General features: G+C 50.5%; 19 protein-coding genes and 1 tRNA gene. 8 read left to right on the top strand and 12 right to left on the bottom strand.

Annotated features, from left to right (window positions below):
* Window positions 1-20: 20 nt before the first annotated feature.
* The 4 genes from AXA67_03330 to AXA67_03315 all read right to left on the bottom strand — a co-directional run bounded on the left by AXA67_03330 (window position 21) and on the right by AXA67_03315 (window position 3704).
* Window positions 21-96 (bottom strand) — tRNA-Phe (locus tag AXA67_03330).
* Between the two features lie 44 nt (window positions 97-140).
* Window positions 141-428, bottom strand: a complete 288-nt coding sequence (locus tag AXA67_03325) for a Fe(2+)-trafficking protein (protein ID KXJ41843.1) — start codon at window positions 426-428, stop codon at window positions 141-143.
* A gap of 64 nt (window positions 429-492) precedes the next feature.
* A complete protein-coding gene (locus AXA67_03320) occupies window positions 493-1536 on the bottom strand; it encodes a hypothetical protein (GenBank protein ID KXJ41842.1) in 1044 nt (347 codons plus the stop codon).
* On the bottom strand, window positions 1533-3704 hold the full coding sequence (locus tag AXA67_03315; protein ID KXJ41841.1) for a hypothetical protein: 2172 nt from the start codon (window positions 3702-3704) through the stop codon (window positions 1533-1535). Before AXA67_03315 ends, AXA67_03320 begins: the two co-directional genes overlap by 4 nt.
* A 265-nt stretch (window positions 3705-3969) precedes the next feature.
* On the opposite strand from AXA67_03315, the gene AXA67_03310 reads away from it, so the two are divergent.
* Window positions 3970-4257, top strand: coding sequence for a hypothetical protein (locus AXA67_03310; protein ID KXJ41840.1), 288 nt, complete (start codon window positions 3970-3972; stop codon window positions 4255-4257).
* A 334-nt stretch (window positions 4258-4591) separates the two neighbouring features.
* On the opposite strand, the gene AXA67_03305 is transcribed toward AXA67_03310, so the two are convergent.
* The 6 genes from AXA67_03305 to AXA67_03280 form a co-directional block, all read right to left on the bottom strand.
* On the bottom strand, window positions 4592-5197 hold the full coding sequence (locus AXA67_03305) for an alkyl hydroperoxide reductase (protein KXJ41839.1): 606 nt from the start codon (window positions 5195-5197) through the stop codon (window positions 4592-4594).
* A gap of 258 nt (window positions 5198-5455) precedes the next feature.
* Complete coding sequence (locus AXA67_03300) at window positions 5456-5686, bottom strand: hypothetical protein (GenBank protein KXJ41838.1); 231 nt, start codon at window positions 5684-5686, stop codon at window positions 5456-5458.
* On the bottom strand, window positions 5673-7220 hold the full coding sequence (locus tag AXA67_03295) for an ATP-dependent protease (protein ID KXJ41837.1): 1548 nt from the start codon (window positions 7218-7220) through the stop codon (window positions 5673-5675). Before AXA67_03295 ends, AXA67_03300 begins: the two co-directional genes overlap by 14 nt.
* Window positions 7221-7469, bottom strand: a complete 249-nt coding sequence (locus AXA67_03290; protein KXJ41836.1) for a hypothetical protein — start codon at window positions 7467-7469, stop codon at window positions 7221-7223.
* Between the two features lie 153 nt (window positions 7470-7622).
* Window positions 7623-8042, bottom strand: a complete 420-nt coding sequence (locus tag AXA67_03285; protein ID KXJ41835.1) for a plasmid stabilization protein — start codon at window positions 8040-8042, stop codon at window positions 7623-7625.
* A gap of 3 nt (window positions 8043-8045) precedes the next feature.
* Window positions 8046-8297: a plasmid stabilization protein gene (locus tag AXA67_03280; protein ID KXJ41834.1), complete on the bottom strand. Its 252-nt coding sequence runs from the start codon at window positions 8295-8297 to the stop codon at window positions 8046-8048.
* Window positions 8298-8694: 397 nt separating this feature from the next.
* Here AXA67_03280 and AXA67_03275 point away from each other — a divergent pair, with 397 nt between their 5' ends.
* Complete coding sequence (locus AXA67_03275) at window positions 8695-9033, top strand: transcriptional regulator (protein KXJ41906.1); 339 nt, start codon at window positions 8695-8697, stop codon at window positions 9031-9033.
* An 18-nt stretch (window positions 9034-9051) separates the two neighbouring features.
* The gene (locus tag AXA67_03270) at window positions 9052-10344 is read left to right on the top strand and encodes an ammonia channel protein (GenBank protein ID KXJ41833.1); all 1293 of its coding nucleotides are present in this window, start codon (window positions 9052-9054) and stop codon (window positions 10342-10344) included.
* A gap of 35 nt (window positions 10345-10379) precedes the next feature.
* Here the strand turns inward: AXA67_03270 and AXA67_03265 are convergent, their stop codons facing one another.
* Entirely contained in the window at window positions 10380-10961 is a 582-nt protein-coding gene (locus AXA67_03265; GenBank protein KXJ41832.1) for a hypothetical protein, read from the bottom strand.
* A gap of 204 nt (window positions 10962-11165) precedes the next feature.
* On the opposite strand from AXA67_03265, the gene AXA67_03260 reads away from it, so the two are divergent.
* The gene (locus AXA67_03260; protein ID KXJ41831.1) at window positions 11166-11498 is read left to right on the top strand and encodes a hypothetical protein; all 333 of its coding nucleotides are present in this window, start codon (window positions 11166-11168) and stop codon (window positions 11496-11498) included.
* A 175-nt stretch (window positions 11499-11673) separates the two neighbouring features.
* Here the strand turns inward: AXA67_03260 and AXA67_03255 are convergent, their stop codons facing one another.
* Window positions 11674-12534: a spermidine synthase gene (locus AXA67_03255; protein KXJ41830.1), complete on the bottom strand. Its 861-nt coding sequence runs from the start codon at window positions 12532-12534 to the stop codon at window positions 11674-11676.
* Window positions 12535-12758: 224 nt separating this feature from the next.
* Here AXA67_03255 and AXA67_03250 point away from each other — a divergent pair, with 224 nt between their 5' ends.
* The 4 genes from AXA67_03250 to AXA67_03235 all read left to right on the top strand — a co-directional run bounded on the left by AXA67_03250 (window position 12759) and on the right by AXA67_03235 (window position 18436).
* The gene (locus AXA67_03250) at window positions 12759-13457 is read left to right on the top strand and encodes a hypothetical protein (GenBank protein KXJ41829.1); all 699 of its coding nucleotides are present in this window, start codon (window positions 12759-12761) and stop codon (window positions 13455-13457) included.
* Window positions 13454-15052: a glycoside hydrolase gene (locus AXA67_03245; protein KXJ41828.1), complete on the top strand. Its 1599-nt coding sequence runs from the start codon at window positions 13454-13456 to the stop codon at window positions 15050-15052. The genes AXA67_03250 and AXA67_03245 overlap by 4 nt, the downstream gene beginning before the upstream one ends.
* 476 nt (window positions 15053-15528) lie before the next feature.
* On the top strand, window positions 15529-17004 hold the full coding sequence (locus tag AXA67_03240) for a glycogen synthase (protein KXJ41905.1): 1476 nt from the start codon (window positions 15529-15531) through the stop codon (window positions 17002-17004).
* 136 nt (window positions 17005-17140) lie between these two features.
* Window positions 17141-18436, top strand: a complete 1296-nt coding sequence (locus tag AXA67_03235; protein KXJ41827.1) for an alpha-amylase — start codon at window positions 17141-17143, stop codon at window positions 18434-18436.
* Window positions 18437-18465 lie beyond the last annotated feature (29 nt).

Raw genomic sequence — 18465 nt, 5'->3', positions numbered from 1 at the left:
CCAACAGGGCTTTGATTATTTGGTGGCCAGGGACAGAATCGAACTGCCGACACGGGGATTTTCAGTCCCCTGCTCTACCGACTGAGCTACCTGGCCATGTATTGGAAAACGCGTATTAAACTAAAGATTGGGGGTGGCTGTCAAGATTGATCTTTGTCCTCAGCCACTGGAACATAGCCTTCTGGCATGGTTGCGCCTGAGCCGAAAAGGAATTTTTCCCGTTCTTGGGCAAGGAAGGCTTTGGCTTCGGGTTCGAAAACCGTGAGTCGGTGCTCGTTAATGAGCATGGTCTGAAAATTCAGCCATTCTTGCCAGGCCTGTTTGGAGATGTGTTGGTATATTCTTTTACCTTCCTCTCCCGGGAAGGGTGGAGCGTCCAATCCTTCTGCTTCGATGCCGAGTTTTGCACATTTGATGATGCGTGCCATTTAGGATTGCCTCAGATAGTCCGTCGTTTTTAGTCTGATCATTTTATCACACGTGTCTGGCAGCCTAGACGAGTAGGGCTTGCATGAGTTTTTTTACCGGCGCGGGCGCCGCCAGGTGTGGATTATCAAAACGATGCCATTGTCCCGTGGATTCCTTGATTTCAAGAACCGATGGCGGGCTGGAATAGACGGCAGGGGTGAAATCCAAGTGAAAGTGGGTGAAGGTGTGTCGTTGTTTATTCAGCCATTGAATCTTTTTTGGGTCAATGCCGGTATTTTGGCAATGATTTTCCAATGCGTGGCGGGATTCCCATTGGGGAAATGCCCAAAGGCCGCCCCAGATACCAGAAGGAGGGCGTTTGATCAGGAAGAAATGGTTTTGATTATTGTGTAGTACCAACCAGTAACTCTTTTTGATGGGTTTTAGGCTGGTTGGTTTTTTTGCTGGAATTGAGGCTACTTTGCCGCTTTTAAACGCCAGGCAATGGTCTTTAAGAGGGCATGGGTCGCATTGTGGACCAGTGCGGGTACAGAGCGTTGCGCCAAAATCCATCAAAGCTTGTGTATATTCCCGGCACCGGGTTGGGGGCAGATATATCTCGCTCAGTTGCCACAACTGTTTTTCGGTGGTTGATTCCCCAGGCCAGGTTTCGATACCGTGAAGGCGGGTCCACAAGCGTTTTACATTACCATCCAGCATGGGGGCTGGCCGGTTGAATGCCAGGTTAATGATGGCGCCCGCGGTTGAATGGCCAATGCCGGGCAGGGTGGAGAGTTGCTCTGGGGTTTCAGGGAATCGGCCATCAAAATCTGCGACAATCTTTTGCGCGGCACGGTGGAGATTGCGGGCGCGGGTGTAGTAACCCAGGCCTGCCCACAGGGGCAAGACTTCGTCCAGATCGGCAGACGCCAAGCTTTGCACTTCTGGAAAAGCATCCATAAAACGCAGGTAATAGGGGATGACCGTGGCCACCTGGGTTTGCTGGAGCATGATTTCCGACACCCAAACCCGGTAAGGTGTCGGATTGTGTTGCCAGGGCAGGCCTTTGCGTCCATTCTTGTCATACCAATCCAGTAGAATTGTCTGGAATTGGCGGGCTGGAATCATTTGCCAAAGAGGCCTTTCAGTGCGCCGCCCACGCCTTTTTCGAGCACTTCACCGGCTTTGCCGCCCAGTTCCTTGCCCAGCTTTTTCTCCAGTTTCTTGACGACCTTTTTCTCTATTTTCCCCTTCACTTTTTCAATCTTTTGTTTATTTTTTTCGTAGGCCATTTGCACGACATCCAGCATGTATTTGGGTTTGCCCAAGGGGCCGGTAACTTTGATAATGACGGGCATGCCTTTGGCTAAAGCGACTTCCTTGCCGGCTTCTTCCTTATGTTTCAGGCGCACCGCGGTAATCCGGTAATCCAGTTGTTCCTGCACCAAATCGATGGTGCCGGTGCCTTCAATCCGGATTTTCCTGCTATCTATTAAGAATTCATCGGTATTGACCACGCCGTTTCTAACGCTGGCCAGGAAGTTCAAGCCCACGAAGCGGAGCTTGTTGAGCTGCTCGCCTCCCACTGCGCCCTTTCCCTTCCACCAGGCTTCACCTTGTTTGATGAGTTTTAGGATCTGGACATTATTCAAGCTGCCGTCTTTGACGTGAAAATTGATTTTTCCATTCAAGTTGCGTTTGATAGCCGGCACATCCTTGCCGCGGGTAGTGAGATTGGTTTTTAAAATCGTGGTGCCGGCAAGGTAAGTTTTTCCCGTCAAATCTTTCAGCAAAGGTTCAATTTGAACCTTGTCCATTTCTTCAGAGATTGCCAAAGCAGGCGTTTTCCCGCGGGCGTTGATATTGATGACAGCTTTTGAATAGCCTTGATAAAGCTTGCCAATCACGGGCTTGAAGGTCATTTTTTTGTCTTTCCCCTTGGCGGTCAGGGAAATGTCTTGCATTTTCAAACCCTTGACTTTTACGCTGCCGATATGAATTTTTCCGTCCAGATTCAATCCGGCAATGGCCGCCAGGGGCAGTTCGCCAGGTTGGGTATCCTGTTTTGGGGCTGGTTGTGCAGCCTTTTCTGCCTTGGCTTGAGGGGCTTTGCTTGGTGGCGGAAGATAACGGTCCACATCAATCCCATTGGCTTCCAGGTTGAATGCGATGTTGGGGTTGGCAAAATTGTTGAGGTTGACGTGCCCTTTCATTTGGGTCTCGTCGAGAAGTAAAAGCAGGTTTTTAAGTGCCAGGGAATCCTTGCCTGCCAGAAGATCAAAATCGATTTCCACTTTTTCCAGAACATTGGGATCTTGGGTCTTGGGGGCTTCCATGGCCAAAACCGACATAGTTTGTTTGGGGTTGAGCCGCGTCTTCAGCTTGCCGCTGATTTTGGGATTGTCGATAATGCCTTGGCCTTGCAGATTTCCGCTGACCACGGTTTTTGCCGCTTCCAGTTTGAGGCCGGTAACTTTGAGGGTTTGCTTGTCCAGATCCAGGACGATGGAAGCGTTCAAATCAGTGTCAAGACGGCCGCTTGGAATAGTACTGCCTTCGGTGTGGGATTTGAGTTTTAAATGATTAAGTTCAAATTGCTTTAGGTTTTCCGCGATGACCAGGTCTGTGGATAAAGAAATGGTTTCCTTAAGCGGGGGATCGTTCAATTGCAGTAAAAAACCCAGGGTAAAATTGGTGGGTTTGCCGAATTTCAAGGCATCCAGGCGGGCGTTCAAATGCTCGATGCGAATTTTTTTGCCGGCTTGCTGGTCGTTCCAGACGACGGTGGCATCTTGAAGGGTGAAGCCCCCCAGGGCCAATGCCGGAAGCGCTGCTTTGGTTTCGGGCGGTGCTTCCTGCGGGGAAGGTTTTGCTTTTTCTTTGGCCTCTTGGGCTTTGGCCAGATCATCCCAATTGGTGATGCCTTTGGCATTTTTCTCCAGATTCAGCGCCAAGCCTTTTAATACTATGTGTTTGACTTCCACTCTTTTTGAAAACAAGGGAAGTAATTTGACCTTGATATCGGTTTCTTCGATGGCGGCAAAGGGTTCCGGGCCAAAGCCTGGCGCGTTGCCGAGTACCAATTTGCCGGTTTGAAGGCCAATCCAGGGGAAGAGGGACAGTTTTAGGTCGCCTTCTATAGCAAGTTCGCGACCCGTCTGTTTTTTTACAACCTCAGTGATTTTGTCCTTATAGTCATTGGGATCCACGAGAATCATTACTGCGACGGCGGCAATAATGACGATAAGAATGATTGAAAGAATGCTGTAAAGAAGGAATTTAGCTGCTTTCCCCATTGTATCCTCCCGCTGGGACTAATCCTTAAATTGCCTATTGTATCCGGTTTGCTTGCAAGCGGCTTGATGTTGTACAAGCGCTTTCCGCTATAACAGGATATGATTTATCCGTCACAGGAATGTGACGGCATCGAAAATTGCGGGTGCATATGATTTGAACACCCGCTTTTTGATGATGTAAGCATAAGGCTGAATTTCAAATGAATCGAGATGGATTTATGATGTAACTGAGTCAAGTCAATAAAAAAATATAAGGAGGAGTGTCATGATAGGAGGATTAATTGCTATCGCCATTGCCATCTGGTTTTACCGGACAGCGGTTCAGATGAATGACCCAAGACCCGTGTTTTGGGCGGTAAACGGCGTGGCGGCCTATTATATAGTGGTTTTTTTATGGTGGATTTTAGTGCTGAAACCTGCCAGTGCAACACTGCATCACGGCGGTACGATGAAGTTGTACGCTTTGCATGTGGCAGGTTACGCATTGGGACTGTTATTGGCCTGGTTCGTCCGCAAACGGTGGCTGGCTAGTTCTGCGGGTGAATCGTCTTAAGAAATAATTTAAGCTGATGTTACGCACTTGTCCGGATTGCCCCCCCCCCCTAGCCCCTCTCCCACAGGGAGAGGGGAGCAACGTTTGGTTTGCCGCTACTCCTATCCGTTCCGTTGTAGAGGAAGGGTGGAGAACAGTCCACATTCTCTTCCTCGCCGGCGTGGCAGGATTAGAGAATCCGCCTTTGCCCCCTCCCCCTTTTGTGGGGGAGGGTTGGGGAGAGGGAAGATAATGCGGAAGGATCGTGCGTAACATCAGAGTTAAGGCTAACGAAAAAAACCGCCAGAGGTTTACTTCTGGCGGCTTTTTTAACTCAAGCCATCTGCGATTTGCTTTATAGTTCCTTGGCGTGTTCTTCCAGGAAGTGAGCGACGCCTTGGGGATCTGGCTTCATGCCTTCTTGGCCTGGTTTCCAGTTGGCGGGGCAGACTTCGCCGTGTTGCTCGAAGAATTGCAGCGCGTCCACCATTCTGATCAATTCGTCCATGTTCCGTCCCAGTGGCAGGTCGTTGACTACCTGATGGCGAACAATACCATCTTTGTCAACTAAAAAGCTGCCGCGATAGGCAACATGGGGACCTTCGGCTTCCACGTCGTAAGCGCGGACCACTTCATGGCCGATATCCGCCGCCATGGTATAACGGACCGGACCAATGCCGCCTTTTTCCACCGGGGTGTTGCGCCAGGCATTGTGGGTGAACTGGGAGTCAATGGAAACGGCAATGACTTCCGTATTGCGTTTCTGGAATTCTTCGACGCGATGATCAAGCGCAATCAGCTCGGTGGGGCATACGAAGGTGAAATCCAATGGATAGAATACCAAAACGGCATATTTGCCTTTGGTGGCTTCAGAAAAGTTGAATTCGTCGACAATTTGGCCATCGGCCAAAACCGCCGGCACAGTAAAATCGGGAGCAGGTTTACCTACTAATACACTCATGGAGTCCCTCCTCGTGCTTGGTGTTGATGTTAATTCCAGTTTCCCCAGAGATGTGAGGGGTCACGAACCTCTCAATTTTACACAAAAACACTCAGAAATTAAGAATTTTTACTGGAAGGTCAGGTCTTCGTCATTTAGTCATGCGGGGGCTGGTGGTCTGATTCGAAAAACGCCGTGAATACTTCCCTGTAGGCTCCACGCCGGCCTCCCTGCCGGTGAGGCTTTCGAATCAGACCACCAGCCCCTCCATTCAACCCTTTACATGTTTAAATGAAGAGGTCCTGACAGGAAGGCCAAGCTTTTAATAACGCTTGAACTCATCAGAATAATGGGGAAGCCGACGGCTTTTTTCAATGCTTCAAAATCCATGGTTTGTGATTGCCTGCCGGTTTTGAGTTGGGGTAATGCTTGCCTCATGGCGTGCATGGAGACATTGAGTATGGCAGGAGTTTTTCGGCGGCGGATATCAAATTTTTCAAGAAGTGGCATTGGATTTGACTGAAGCCACTGGGGTTTGCAATGGGCTCCGGTCCAGCTTCCGGTACCCTATGGCCTCGCTGATATGCGGTATGGAAATAGACTCATTGTGATCGAGGTCGGCAATGGTGCGGGCCATTTTCAGAACTCGGTGAAAAGCCCGGTGGGACAGCCCCAATCGTTCCACGGCCTGGGCGAGAAGTGTTTGAGCTGATTTTTCCACTAAGCAAAATTGATCGATTTCCTTCACACTGAGATGCGCATTCAGTTTGCCGCAGCGATCCAAAGCTATCTTTCTGGCGTTTGCTACCCGGGCGCGCATTTCAGAGCTGGCAAGGGGAGGGGGATGATCAGCGTCGAGCAGTTCCGTTGTTTGGCACAAGACCTCGATGTGAATATCAATTCTGTCCAACAGGGGGCCGGAGATGCGCTCCCGGTAGCGGCGGATTTGCTCCGGAGTGCAATGGCAGCAGCCGGATGGGTCGCCGTGATAGCCGCAAGGGCAGGGATTCATGGCGGCGATTAGTTGAAACCGGGCTGGGAAGTGGGCTTGGTGAGCGGCCCTGGAAATGGTGATATGGCCGTTTTCCAAGGGCTCGCGCAGAACTTCCAGAACCTTGCGGTTGAATTCCGGTAGCTCATCCAGAAATAAAACCCCGTTATGTGCGAGACTGATTTCACCGGGTTTGGGTTGTCCGCCACCGCCCACCAGCGCAGGCGCCGAGGCGGTGTGATGGGGGGCTCTGAACGGTGGGCGGCGCCAGCCGGAGGCTTCCAGGGGAAGTCCGCTGATAGAAGCAATGGCGGCGCTTTCCAAGGCTTGTTCTTCTGTCAGTGGCGGCAAAATCGTCGGCAATCGTTGCGCGAGCATGGATTTGCCCGATCCTGGCGGACCGATCATAAGAAGGTTGTGTCCACCTGCAGCAGCGACTTCCATGGCCCGCTTGGCTTGATACTGTCCCCGTACTTCAGCGTAGTCCAAGGTATCCTGTGAGATAGAGGTTACTGCGGGTGACGGGTGTGGTGAAAGCAGTTGCCGGTTTTGCAAGTGAGCGCACACTTCCAGCAAGTGATGAGCCGGAAGCACTTCCAGCCCTTGTACCAGCGCGGCTTCATCACTGTTATCGGTAGGCAGAATCATTGTCCGGCCGGATTTTTTACATTGGAGGGCAGCGGGGAGGGCGCCGCGGAAGGGCCGCAGTTCACCGCTTAACGACAGTTCTCCCAAAAATTCAAAGTTGGATAAATTGTTTGCGGGGATTTGCTGGGATGCGGCCAAGATCCCCAGAGCAATGGCCAGATCGAAACGCCCCCCTTCCTTGGGAAGGTCGGCGGGGGCGAGATTGACGGTGATGCGTTGGGTGGGGAAGTCAAAGCCGCAATTGATCAGCGCCGCTCTGACCCGGTCTTTGCTTTCTTTGACTGCGGTTTCCGGCAGGCCAACAATGGCCAGGCTCGGTAGACCGTTTGCCAGGTGTACCTCGACGCAGACCTCTGGCGCATCAATGCCTGCCTGACCCCGGCTGTAAACGAGGGCGAGGGACATTCAGGGCTTGAGCTGCTGCTCTAGTGCTTCCACTTGTTTTTCCAGGGATTCCAGCTTTTCCCGGGTGCGTTTGAGTAAGGCGGCCTGGACTTCGAATTCTTCCCGGCTGACCAGATTCATTTGGGAAAAGGCGCTTTGTAAAATGGCGCGGAAATTCTTTTCCATGTCCTCGCGCAGATGCTGAAGGCCCGCGGGCATCGCGTTCGCTAATCGTTGCGCCAGATCATCCAGATTTTTGGGATCGAACATGGTAGGCCTCATTTGGATTGAATGATCCACTTAGCATAGTTGATTTCGAGACTTGCCGTCTATGGGAAGACGCTAGATCGGGCAGTTTTGCACGAATGTTCAGATGCGATCCGCAAAAGTTCGTTGTGTCATCCACCCGAGAAAATGTACTGGTTATTCCCATGGATTAATGACAGTCAAGTTATTGATGCCTTCGAAGTCTCTCGTGTTGCGTGTCGCCAAAAGCAGGTGGCAGGATGTGGCGATAGCGGCGATTTGGGCGTCTTCCACAGTGATGGGGTGCCCGGCTTGTCTTCTTGCGGCAACAATATCCGCATAGTTTTTGGCTGCAAGATCATCGAAAGGAAGGCAGCTCCCGGCGAAATCTTCCTGAAACATGGTTTCGGCCAACCGCAATAAGTCTGATTTGCGCTTGCCATCAGCCAGCAGACGGATTCCAAATAAAATCTCCGCCATCGTGATGGCGGAGATCCAGACATCTTCCGCGGGCCAACCATCCAACCAGTCCATGACCTTGGGATTGGGCGCCGGGCGCATCAATTCAGACAATACGTTCGTATCAAGCAGCACCATTGCTTAGTTGTCTTCAGTAACACAGGGCGGGTTACGGGGTTTTGAGCGTTCAGGTTGTGGCAGATCTACTCCGCCTACCTCCCGGAAGCGCCGTGCTATGCGGGTGGCAAGGCCGGAAGCGCCTCTTTCCTTCAGGACAGCCCGCCGGAGAATCTGACGCGCTTCCTCTTCCAGGGAATGGCCATGACGGGCGGCAATTAACTTCAAACGTTGCTTGATGTCCTCATCGAGATTTCGGATGGTCAAACTGGCCATGAGTGATAATCTGCAATCAATGATTTCGATGATTGCATTTTAGTTGGTTGATGGCTGTTTTGCAATCCATTTTGTTCCCTTCGGCTTGCTTGGAAAAAACGACCAGCCAGGTAATACTGCCCTGGCTGGCCGCACGAAAGGATTCTACTTAAGGACTCTAAACTCTTGAATGCTAAAAATTTATTCATTAAAAACCCAAGAAATTACTTAAGCGCGTATGAATATAAATTTTGGTTATTAAATAAAGCCGATTGGCTGTTAAGGTCTAGAATGGTGTTTTTTAAGTACGCGGGTTGGAATGTTTTCAGGATATGGAGTGCTGGCTTTCATTGTATTTTGCCCCATTTTGGGGCATAGTTTGCGGGAAAATTTGTTTGTTACCTGGAGGAGTAAGCTAATGAAATTGATTACTGCAATCATAAAGCCTTTTAAGCTGGACGATGTCCGCGAAGCTTTGTCCGATATCGGCATTGCCGGGATGACTGTCACCGAAGTCAAGGGTTATGGGCGGCAAAAGGGACATACCGAGTTGTACCGCGGCGCGGAATATGTGGTGGATTTTCTTCCCAAGGTAAAGGTTGAGGTGGCGGTGGCGGAAGATTTTGTCGACCGGGTGGTGGAAGTCATTGTCAAATCAGCGCGCACCGGTAAGATTGGAGATGGCAAGGTGTTTGTTTCTTCTCTGGAACAGGTGGTGCGTATTCGAACTGGTGAATCCGGCATGGATGCTCTTTGAATCGACTCGGAGATAAGCATGAAAATAATAAGTCGAAAATGGCTATTTGCTAGCGTTGCCATGCTTGGCCCGGTGCCAGCGTGGGCTGATCAGATGAATGGTGCGGATACCGCCTGGATTCTTGCTTCGACGGCGCTTGTCTTGTTTATGACATTGCCAGGTCTGGCGCTGTTTTACGGCGGGCTGGTGCGGGTCAAAAACGTTCTGTCGGTGCTGATGCAATGTTTCGTGATTGCAGGTGTCGTCTCTTTATTATGGCTGGCAGTGGGATACAGTCTGGCATTTACCGATGGGGGTGGACTCAATCCATTTATTGGCGGTTTTTCCAAGGTCTTTGCCAACGGAATTGGACCTGAGAGCCTGACCGGTAACCTGCCCGAGTCCGTTTTCCTGATGTTTCAAATGACCTTTGCCATCATTACTCCGGCTCTGATTGTGGGCGGCTTTGCCGAGCGGATGAGGTTTTCAGCCATGATTTGTTTCAGTGCATTATGGCTACTGTTGGTCTATGTACCCATTTGTCACTGGGTATGGGGCGGCGGCTGGCTGTTTGACTTGGGGGTGATGGATTTTGCCGGCGGTATCGTCGTGCATATCACTTGTGGCGTGGCGGCGTTGGTTTCAGCATTGGTTTTGGGGGCGCGCAGGGGATTTCCCGATGTCCCCATGCCGCCGCATAATATGACCATGACAGTTTCTGGTGCCGGTATGCTTTGGGTGGGATGGTACGGCTTTAATGGCGGCAGCGCCTTGGCCGCCAATGGCGCTGCGGGCATGGCCATTTTGGCAACCCACATTGCCGCCTCGGCAGGGGCTTTGACTTGGATGTTCATTGAATGGATCCGGTTTGGAAAACCCAGCGCTCTCGGTGTGGTGACCGGAATGGTAGCCGGCTTGGGAACGATTACTCCGGCCTCGGGTTATGTTGGTCCATTGGGAGGAATGGTTTTGGGTGTGCTGGCGGGTGGCATTTGTTTTACCGCCACTCAGATTATCAAGCGGGTCTTGAAAATTGATGATTCGCTCGATGTTTTCCCCGTTCACGGAATCGGCGGCATACTCGGTTCTCTCATGACAGGAATTTTGGCTGCTGAATCGTTGGGAGGACTGGGGTTGCCCGATAGCGTGACTATTGGTCACCAGGTCGGCGTGCAAGCGATTGCAGTGATATCGGCAGTAGCTTGGTGTGCCGTGGTTTCCTTCGTTTTGTTGAAATTGCTTGATGCTCTTTTGGGATTGCGCGTTTCCCGCGACGAAGAAACCGAAGGCCTGGATATTGTGCTACACGAGGAAAAAGGCTATCACTGGTAGTAAAGGAAGGTCCCCCCTTCGTTATCGGAGGGGGATCAGGCTACTTTATTGGTTGCCGGGGGCTTGGGCGTCAAATGTTCCCGGCAAATAAGTTCAGTTTCTTCCTCGCGAAGCGTTTGACCGGTCAGCTGGCAGGAATAGCCGTTTTCATCGCGGTTTAATCTGTGACAAGTCCTGCATTCGCCAAAGGTTTTAAGCCCGTGGGATTCCTGCATTGCACTGAGCAAATGGTGCAAGCTGTCAATAATTTGCGCGTGTTGCTGCGGCGGCAACCTTTCTAAACCCATGGTTAATACTTTGGGGGGCAGGCTGCCGGCTAATATATCCCGCCCTTTCTTGGTTAACTTTAAATGCACGACGCGGCGATCTTTTTTATCAATGGTTTTGCTCAGGTACCCCTTGCTTTCCAGTACGCTAAGGGACTGCGAAACTGTGCCTTTGGTAAGCCCCAAATATTCAGTAATAGCGGCGGGTGTATCACTGTAACGGTTACAAATATTCAAGTAGTGCAGCATTTCCAGTTGCACGGGTTGCAACTTAGCTTTAGTTTTTCTAGCTTCTGCCCGGATCAAGTTTCCAAGTCGCTCGAGATAATGATAAGTTTTAAAAGCTGTCATAATGTCTCATATAACATATTGAATTTATAGGAATAATAACCTTTTGGCTTGATGTCTTTTTGAGCTACCGAGCCGGAAAGCAAGTAATATTCATTATCTTCACAATGGGCTTGTCTAAATGCCAAAATTGGTTGCCGAAAGATTGACAATGCTTTATAGATTTGGTGATCTGTACAGTGCCTTAATGCAAGAAGGGAGGAGTAAATGAAAAAGTATAAATTTTTAATCAGCATAACGTTGTTTTCTGTAATGGCTGTGTGTCAATTTCCCGTTTTGGCCGCCGATGCGGAAGCAGGCAAACAAATTAGCCAGTCCAAGGGTTGTGTAGGTTGCCATGGTGCCAACGGAATCAGCGCCGCGGGCACTTCCTATCCCAACCTGGCGGGCCAAAAAGAAGCCTATATTGTTAAAGCATTAAAAGCGTATAAAGATAAAACCCGTACCGCGCAACTAATGAACGGTATGGCTGCGGGCCTTAGCGATGAAGACATCGCCAATCTCGCAGCCTATTATTCTAGTTTGAAACCCTGTCCCTGAAATTATCCTGAATGGGCAGGTGGTTGCCTGCCCGTCTTTTGCTCACTGTCTGGTCGTATCGGAATGGTTTCATGGGGCTGTTCCGGAAAGTGCAATAGATATGTCCATGTTTTGTTCTCCCTGCCAAAAACACGTCATCGACAGCCCCGTGGAGCCTTACCTGGTTCTCACGCCTTTAGTTTTCCAGTTGCTCAATATTTTCGAGAAAGAAATCAGGCGCCGCAAAAGCCGCGTGGTGGGTATGCTCATTGTAATATCGAGTGGAAAAGGGCTTGTTGCGTAGATCTTCCTCTCTCAATTTGCCAAGGCTGTCTGTGCAAGCCATCGTCCCGCTCCACCAGCCGGATGGATACACAGGTTGAGGAAAAAACAAGGTGTGAAGTTCTTTGAATCCTGCGGACTTCATAGCCTTGCGCATGGGATGCAGGATATGGGGGTGGAACAGGGGAGACTCGCTTTGCTGAATGAGCAGCCCTTCGGGCCGCAGGCAACGCAGGCAATTGCGGTAAAACCTTTCGGTGAATAAACCTTCTCCAGGTCCCAACGGATCGGTGCTGTCCACAATAATGACGTCAACGCAGTTGCCTCGGGCTTCTTCAACCCAGCGGATGCCATCTTCAAACTTCAATTGCGCCCGGGGATCGCCATTAGCTTGGCAAAGTTCCGGGAAATACTGTTCAGACAGCCGGGTGACTCGCTCGTCAATTTCGATTTGAATGGCCGATTTTACCTCTGGGTGCTTCAGAATTTCTTGCAAGCTGCCGCAATCGCCGCCGCCGATGATCCATACATCTTTGGGATGGGAATGGGAAAAGAGGACAGGGTGAGTCATCATCTCGTGATAAAGAAAATTGTCCCGGCTCGACAGCATGATGAATCCATCAATCACCATCAAATTGCCGAAACCTTCGGTTTCATAGATCTCGATTTTCTGGAATCGGGTCTGCTCTTCATGTAGTTTGCGCCTGATTTTGAGGGAAAAGGCGCTGTGGTTGTCTTCGTCAATTTCCGTGAACCATTCCTGATTATTTAGCATGGTGATTAATCTCCTGAGGATGAAAGGTTGTGGCGGGGAAGTTTCTTATATTGTTGGCGGGACTGCAAATTTGATGAAACCCGATATGGCGATGTTCACGCAATTACTGAATCAGCCAATTTTGAATTGTTACCGCGTAGGGTAATATGGAAGGAAAAAAATTTTGAATAAAGAAGTTGCCATCAATGGAGTGTCCTTCTAGCAAATCCCTCTCACCCCAAGAAATGAAAGCAATTGGTGACGAGATCTCGCAAAAATACGCACCGGCTTATTTCTCTAAGACGACAGAAATCGTGATATTGCCGGTAGACCCTTATCACCTGCACGCCTACTGGGCGTTGGCCGATGACAAAGCGGCTTTGCTAAAACGAGGCAAGTTCGTGCTTAGAGTGCATTGGTTGCCGGACGGCGTTAAAAAACCTTCTAAGTCAAAGCTGTGGTTTGATATAGGTTTGAAGCCGTTTTCCAAAAGTAAAAAGATTACTCTGCTCATAGATGATACCTGGTACCTCGTTGAAATAGGCATACGGGCCGAGCATAAATTCACTGCCTTTGCAGTCTCCAATACCATTCATGTACCCAGAGCTAGATTGACAGTGGTCCAGGGGGATTTGCCCCGTCGGAAGACGCGGCTGGAAGTTTCAGAAGAAGACAAAATCTTCTATGACGAAGCCCTCATCGACGCCGAAATCAAAAAAACCCTTGCGGGCAAAAATATGCTAAAGGTATTGGATTTGCTTCCCGCACCCCGGGAAATGAAATTGCCAATTAACCCGTATGACGAAGAAAGCATCGATGCGGAAATTCGGGCTGCATTACGTCAAAAAAGGATCGCTATGAGTTTGGAAAACCCATCCCAGGAAATAACCGGTCACCAAGAAAAGTCTCAATCCGGTCAGGGAATCAATGCTTCCCGCCTATGAAAAAAGGCTTTCTTTGCCTCGTCCTTCACGCGCATTTACCTTATGTTCGTCATCCGGAAGCTGGTGATTTCCTTGAGGAAAGATGGTTGTTTGAGGCAATAACTGAATGTTATCTGCCTTTGCTCCAAGTGTTCGAACGTCTCCTGGAAGATAGTATTCCATTCCGCCTGAGCCTTTCCTTGTCGCCAACCCTGATTACCATGCTCGCGGATGAGCTTCTTCAGAGCCGGTATATTATTTATTTGCAAAATCTTATTGATTTGGCGGAAAAGGAAATCGCAAGAACCAAGGGTGATCCGGCCATGCACAATCTGGCCCGGTTTTACCATCGCCTTTTCTCTAAGACGCTCCAAAATTTTCAAGAACGCTATCATGGAGATCTGCTTTCCGTCTTCAGAAAACACCAACAAGTGGGCAATCTTGAATTGCTCACCACTGCGGCTACCCACGGATTTTTGCCCCTGCTAAGCGTCAGCGACACCGCGGTGCGCAATCAAATTCAAATCGGCCTGCAAACCTTTGAATCGTATTTTGGGGCACTCCCCCAAGGCTTCTGGTTGCCCGAGTGCGGCTATTATCCCGGACTGGAATCGCTTTTACTGGAAGCCGGCATCAGCTATTTCTTTGTTGATACCCATGGCATTCTGCACGCCAGCCAAAGGCCGAGATGCGAGGTTTACGAGCCCTTGGACTGCGGTAATGGGGTCATGGCCTTCGGCCGCGACCCCGAATCCTCGCGTCAGGTCTGGAGCGCCCAGGAAGGTTATCCTGGCGACTTCGACTACCGGGAATATTATCGGGATATCGGTTTTGATCTCGATCTGGGATATCTGGCGCCTTGTTTGCCGGAAGGAAAAATCCGCATCAATACCGGCATCAAGTATTATCGGGTTACAGGCGGTGACCGGCCAAAAGCGGTTTATGAGCCGCAAAGGGCCAGAGAAAAGGCCCGCCTCCACGCCGTGGATTTTCTACAAAAACGCCAGCGCCAAATCGAAAAGTTGTCTGAGAGCATGGAAATTCCGCCCGTCCTCGTCGCCCCCTACGATGCCGAGCTGTTCGGGCATTGGTGGTTCGAAGGCCCTGTCTGGCTGGAAGCGGTATTGAGACAAGCCGCCACCAATCCTGACGGCCCCCAGTTGGCTACTTGCGGCGACTATTTGAAGGCATTTCCTGACCATCCGGTTGCTACCCCTTCTGCTTCTAGTTGGGGCGGTCAGGGTTATTCCAGCTTTTGGATCAATGATACCAATGATTGGATTTACCCGTTGCTGCATAAGGCCGAATCGGAACTGGAAGCCGTTGCTTGCCAATGGCGGGACAAATCGAACCCGCCATGGCTAGAAAGAGCCCTAGACCAGGCGGCCCGTTCACTTTTACTTGCTCAAGGTTCGGACTGGCCGTTTATAATGCAATCGGGAACCACGGTTGACTACGCCAACAAGCGGATTACCGACCATTTGGCTAGGTTTAATTACCTCATGGATGCCATCAGGAATCATCGAATTAACGAACGTTATCTGGTGGCGCTGGAAACCATGGATGCTATTTTTCCTGACCTGGATTTCCGCGATTACTGTCCAAAACATAGCTAGCTTTTTATCCTTCTCATCTTGAAGTACTTGATATGGTAAAAAAACGCTCAGATAAAAACACCTCGTCCAAACCGTCTGGCAAAAAGAAAGCCACCACGCCAAAGAAGTCTGTTGCGCCGAAGCGAAAGCCGGAGGAAACAGGTAAGGGAAAAGCGCTCTTGGTTCCCCCTCAAAAACCTGAGGAAGAAAAAAAAGCCCCGTCTGAGGAAAGCAAAGAGGCGGTCAGCTCAAAAGAAAAAGCAGAACAAAAGCCGGCCGGGGAAATTACACCTGCTCCGCAGGCAGAACCTGTCACCAAAAAAGAAGAGAAAAAGCCAGAGTATCCAGAGCCAGAAACCCCGCTGGCGCCCACGCCTGAACCTGTGGAAGCCGCCGAATCGGTCGCCCCGCCCATTCCCCAGGAACCTCCCGCGGAAGAAACACCGGCGCCGCAACCCGAACATCACGAACCGCCTCCAGGACCACAGTATCCGCCTATGTATATCGTACAAATCACGCCGGAATTGGCCCCTCTGGCAAAAGTGGGCGGGCTTGCCGATGTGGTCATGGGACTCAGCCGGGAGCTGGAACTGCGCGGCAACCACGTGGAAATCATTCTGCCCAAATACGATTGCATGCGGTACGACCATATTTGGGAGCTGTATGTCACCATGGAAGACCTCTGGGTACCGTGGTACGACGGGCATATCCATTGCACCGTTTGGTTTGGATTTGTCCACGGCCGTAAATGTTTTTTTATCGAACCCCACTCCCAGGACAATTTTTTCAACCGGGGTTCGATTTATGGCTTTGACGACGATATATTACGGTTTGCCTTTTTCTCCCGGGCGGCCATGGAATTTTTATACAAATCCGGCAAGCACCCGGACATCATTCACTGCCATGACTGGCAAACCGCGCTGGTGCCGGTATTCCTCTACGAAATCTATCAGCATTTGGGGATGATCCATCCGCGGGTTTGCTTTACGATCCATAATTTCAAACATCAAGGCATCACCGGAGATTTTCTGCTGGCGGCTACCGGACTGCACCGGCCCGAGTATTATTTTCACCCGGATCGCCTGCTCGACAACCATATTCCCCATGCTCTGAATATCATGAAGGGTGGCATCGTTTATTCCAATTTTGTCACCACCGTTTCTCCCCGCTATGCCGGAGAAACCATGCACGGCGGCCAGGGATTCGGATTGGAACCGACGCTACAGACCCACCAGCACAAATACGGCGGGATTGTGAACGGGATTGATTACGATGTTTGGAACCCGGAAATCGACTCCCATATTCCTGTTCACTACAACGTAGATTCCATCGATAAGAAATACGACAACAAACGGGCCTTGCGGCACCGGCTGTTGCTGGCGGACAATGAAAAGCCGATTATCGCCTTCATTGGCCGGCTGGACCCGCAAAAGGGGCTCGATCTGGTCCGCCACGCTTTGTTCTATGCTTTGAACAACAATGCCCAGTTCGTGCTGTTGGGTTCCAGCCCTGACATGGAAATCAACAATTATTTCTGGGAACTCAAGCGCCACCTCAACGATTCTCCCGACTGCCATCTGGAAATCGGCTTTGACGAGGATTTGGCCCACTTGATCTATGCCGGAGCGGATATGATTGTGGTGCCCAGTTTGTTCGAGCCTTGCGGGCTGACCCAATTGATCGCCATGCGTTACGGCACCATTCCCATTGTCCGTGCCGTCGGTGGTCTGGCCGATACTGTCTTCGACAAGGATTATGCCCACGACAAGCCCTTGCATGAGCGTAACGGCTACGTCTTCAACGACTATGACTATGGCGGCATCGAGTCTGCCCTGTCCCGTGCCATCGCTTGTTATTATCAGTATCCGGAGCATTTCCGCGAGCTGATCCGCAATGCCATGCGCTATGACTATTCCTGGAAACATCCCGGGCAACACTATCTCAATATCTACGAATATATTCGGGATAAATAATCCGGGTTCCTTGCTTCGTGGACATCGGGGACGGCCTTCAGGGACGCCATAAACCCTTTCCTGAGGGCGCGCACGCTTTTCAGCTAAATCCCCGAAACCCAATGATCTATCACTTGAACGGATGGGTACAACGTTGATGAGAATCTATAATTTATTTCCTTTACTGGCCGGTGAATTCAAGCACTGGGACCAACATATCGAACGCGCCGCCGCTATGGGTTTCGACTGGATCTTTGTCAATCCCATCCAGAAACCCGGACGTTCCGGCAGCCTCTATTCCATTGCCGATTATTTCGCTATCCATCCCAAGCTGGTCAACAAGCGTTCCCGCAAAAAACCGGAAACCCAAATCAAAGAAGTCATTCAAAAGGGGGAAAAGAAACACGGCGTCCGCTTTATGATTGATCTGGTCATCAATCACTGCGCCGTGGATTCTGAATTAGTGAAAAAACACCCCAAATGGTTCGCCCGGGATGGTGGCGGCAAAATCGAGCATCCTTACTGCATGGAAGACGGCAAAAAAGTCGTATGGTACGATCTGGCCCGCTTCGACCATCGGCATACCGCCGAACCGGAAGTGCTTTATCGATATTTTCTCAAGATTGTAGAGCACTATATCGGCCTGGGGTTTAAGGGATTCCGCTGCGATGCGGCTTATCAGATCCCAAAAGACTGGTGGCAGCGGTTGATTCACGACATCAAAACCAAGTACCCCGATACGGTTTTCGCCGCCGAAACCCTGGGCTGCACCGCCGATCAAACCAAGGAAACCGCCCAGGCGGGGTTCGATTATATTTTCAATAGCTCTAAGTGGTGGGACTACAGCAGCCCCTGGCTGATTGAACAATATCAACTGATCCGGGAATTCGTGCCCTCCATCAGCTTCCCGGAAAGCCATGACACCCCAAGGTTGTTCCAGGAGGCAGGACACAATGTCGACGTTTTAAAACAGCGTTACGCCTTCGCCGCATTGTTTTCCGCGGGCGTGATGATGCCCATGGGTTATGAATTCGGGTTTGAAAAGCCCCTGCACGTGGTCAAAACCACGCCGCAGGATTGGGAAGCAACGGATATTGATTTAACCGGCTTCATCAGCCAGATTAACCGGATCAAAGCCAGCCACAAGGTTTTTCAGGAAGACGGCCCGCTCAACGTTCTCAGTCACGACCACAGCCCCACTTTATTCTTTTGGAAGGCCTCCAACTGCAGCCGGGAAGAAGCCTTGATCATCCTCAACAAAGACCCTTGGAATAAACAAACCTTCCAGGCGGACAACCTTTACGACTACGTACAATCCAAGGAACCCTTGCAGGATCTTTCCCTGGAATACCCCCTCGACTTCATCCCCACCCCTTACCATTTTGAAATGAACCCCGGTTCGGTGCCCCCCTGCGTCAGACTAGTTGTCGCCTCTATAAAACAGAGGAATTAAACGATGTCCCAACGTTATAGTGACGCATT

The organism is Methylothermaceae bacteria B42 (assembly GCA_001566965.1).
GTDB lineage: Bacteria > Pseudomonadota > Gammaproteobacteria > Methylococcales > Methylothermaceae > Methylohalobius.
Note: the sequence above shows the minus strand (reverse complement) of the source record. Positions and strands in the feature narration are given on the sequence as shown.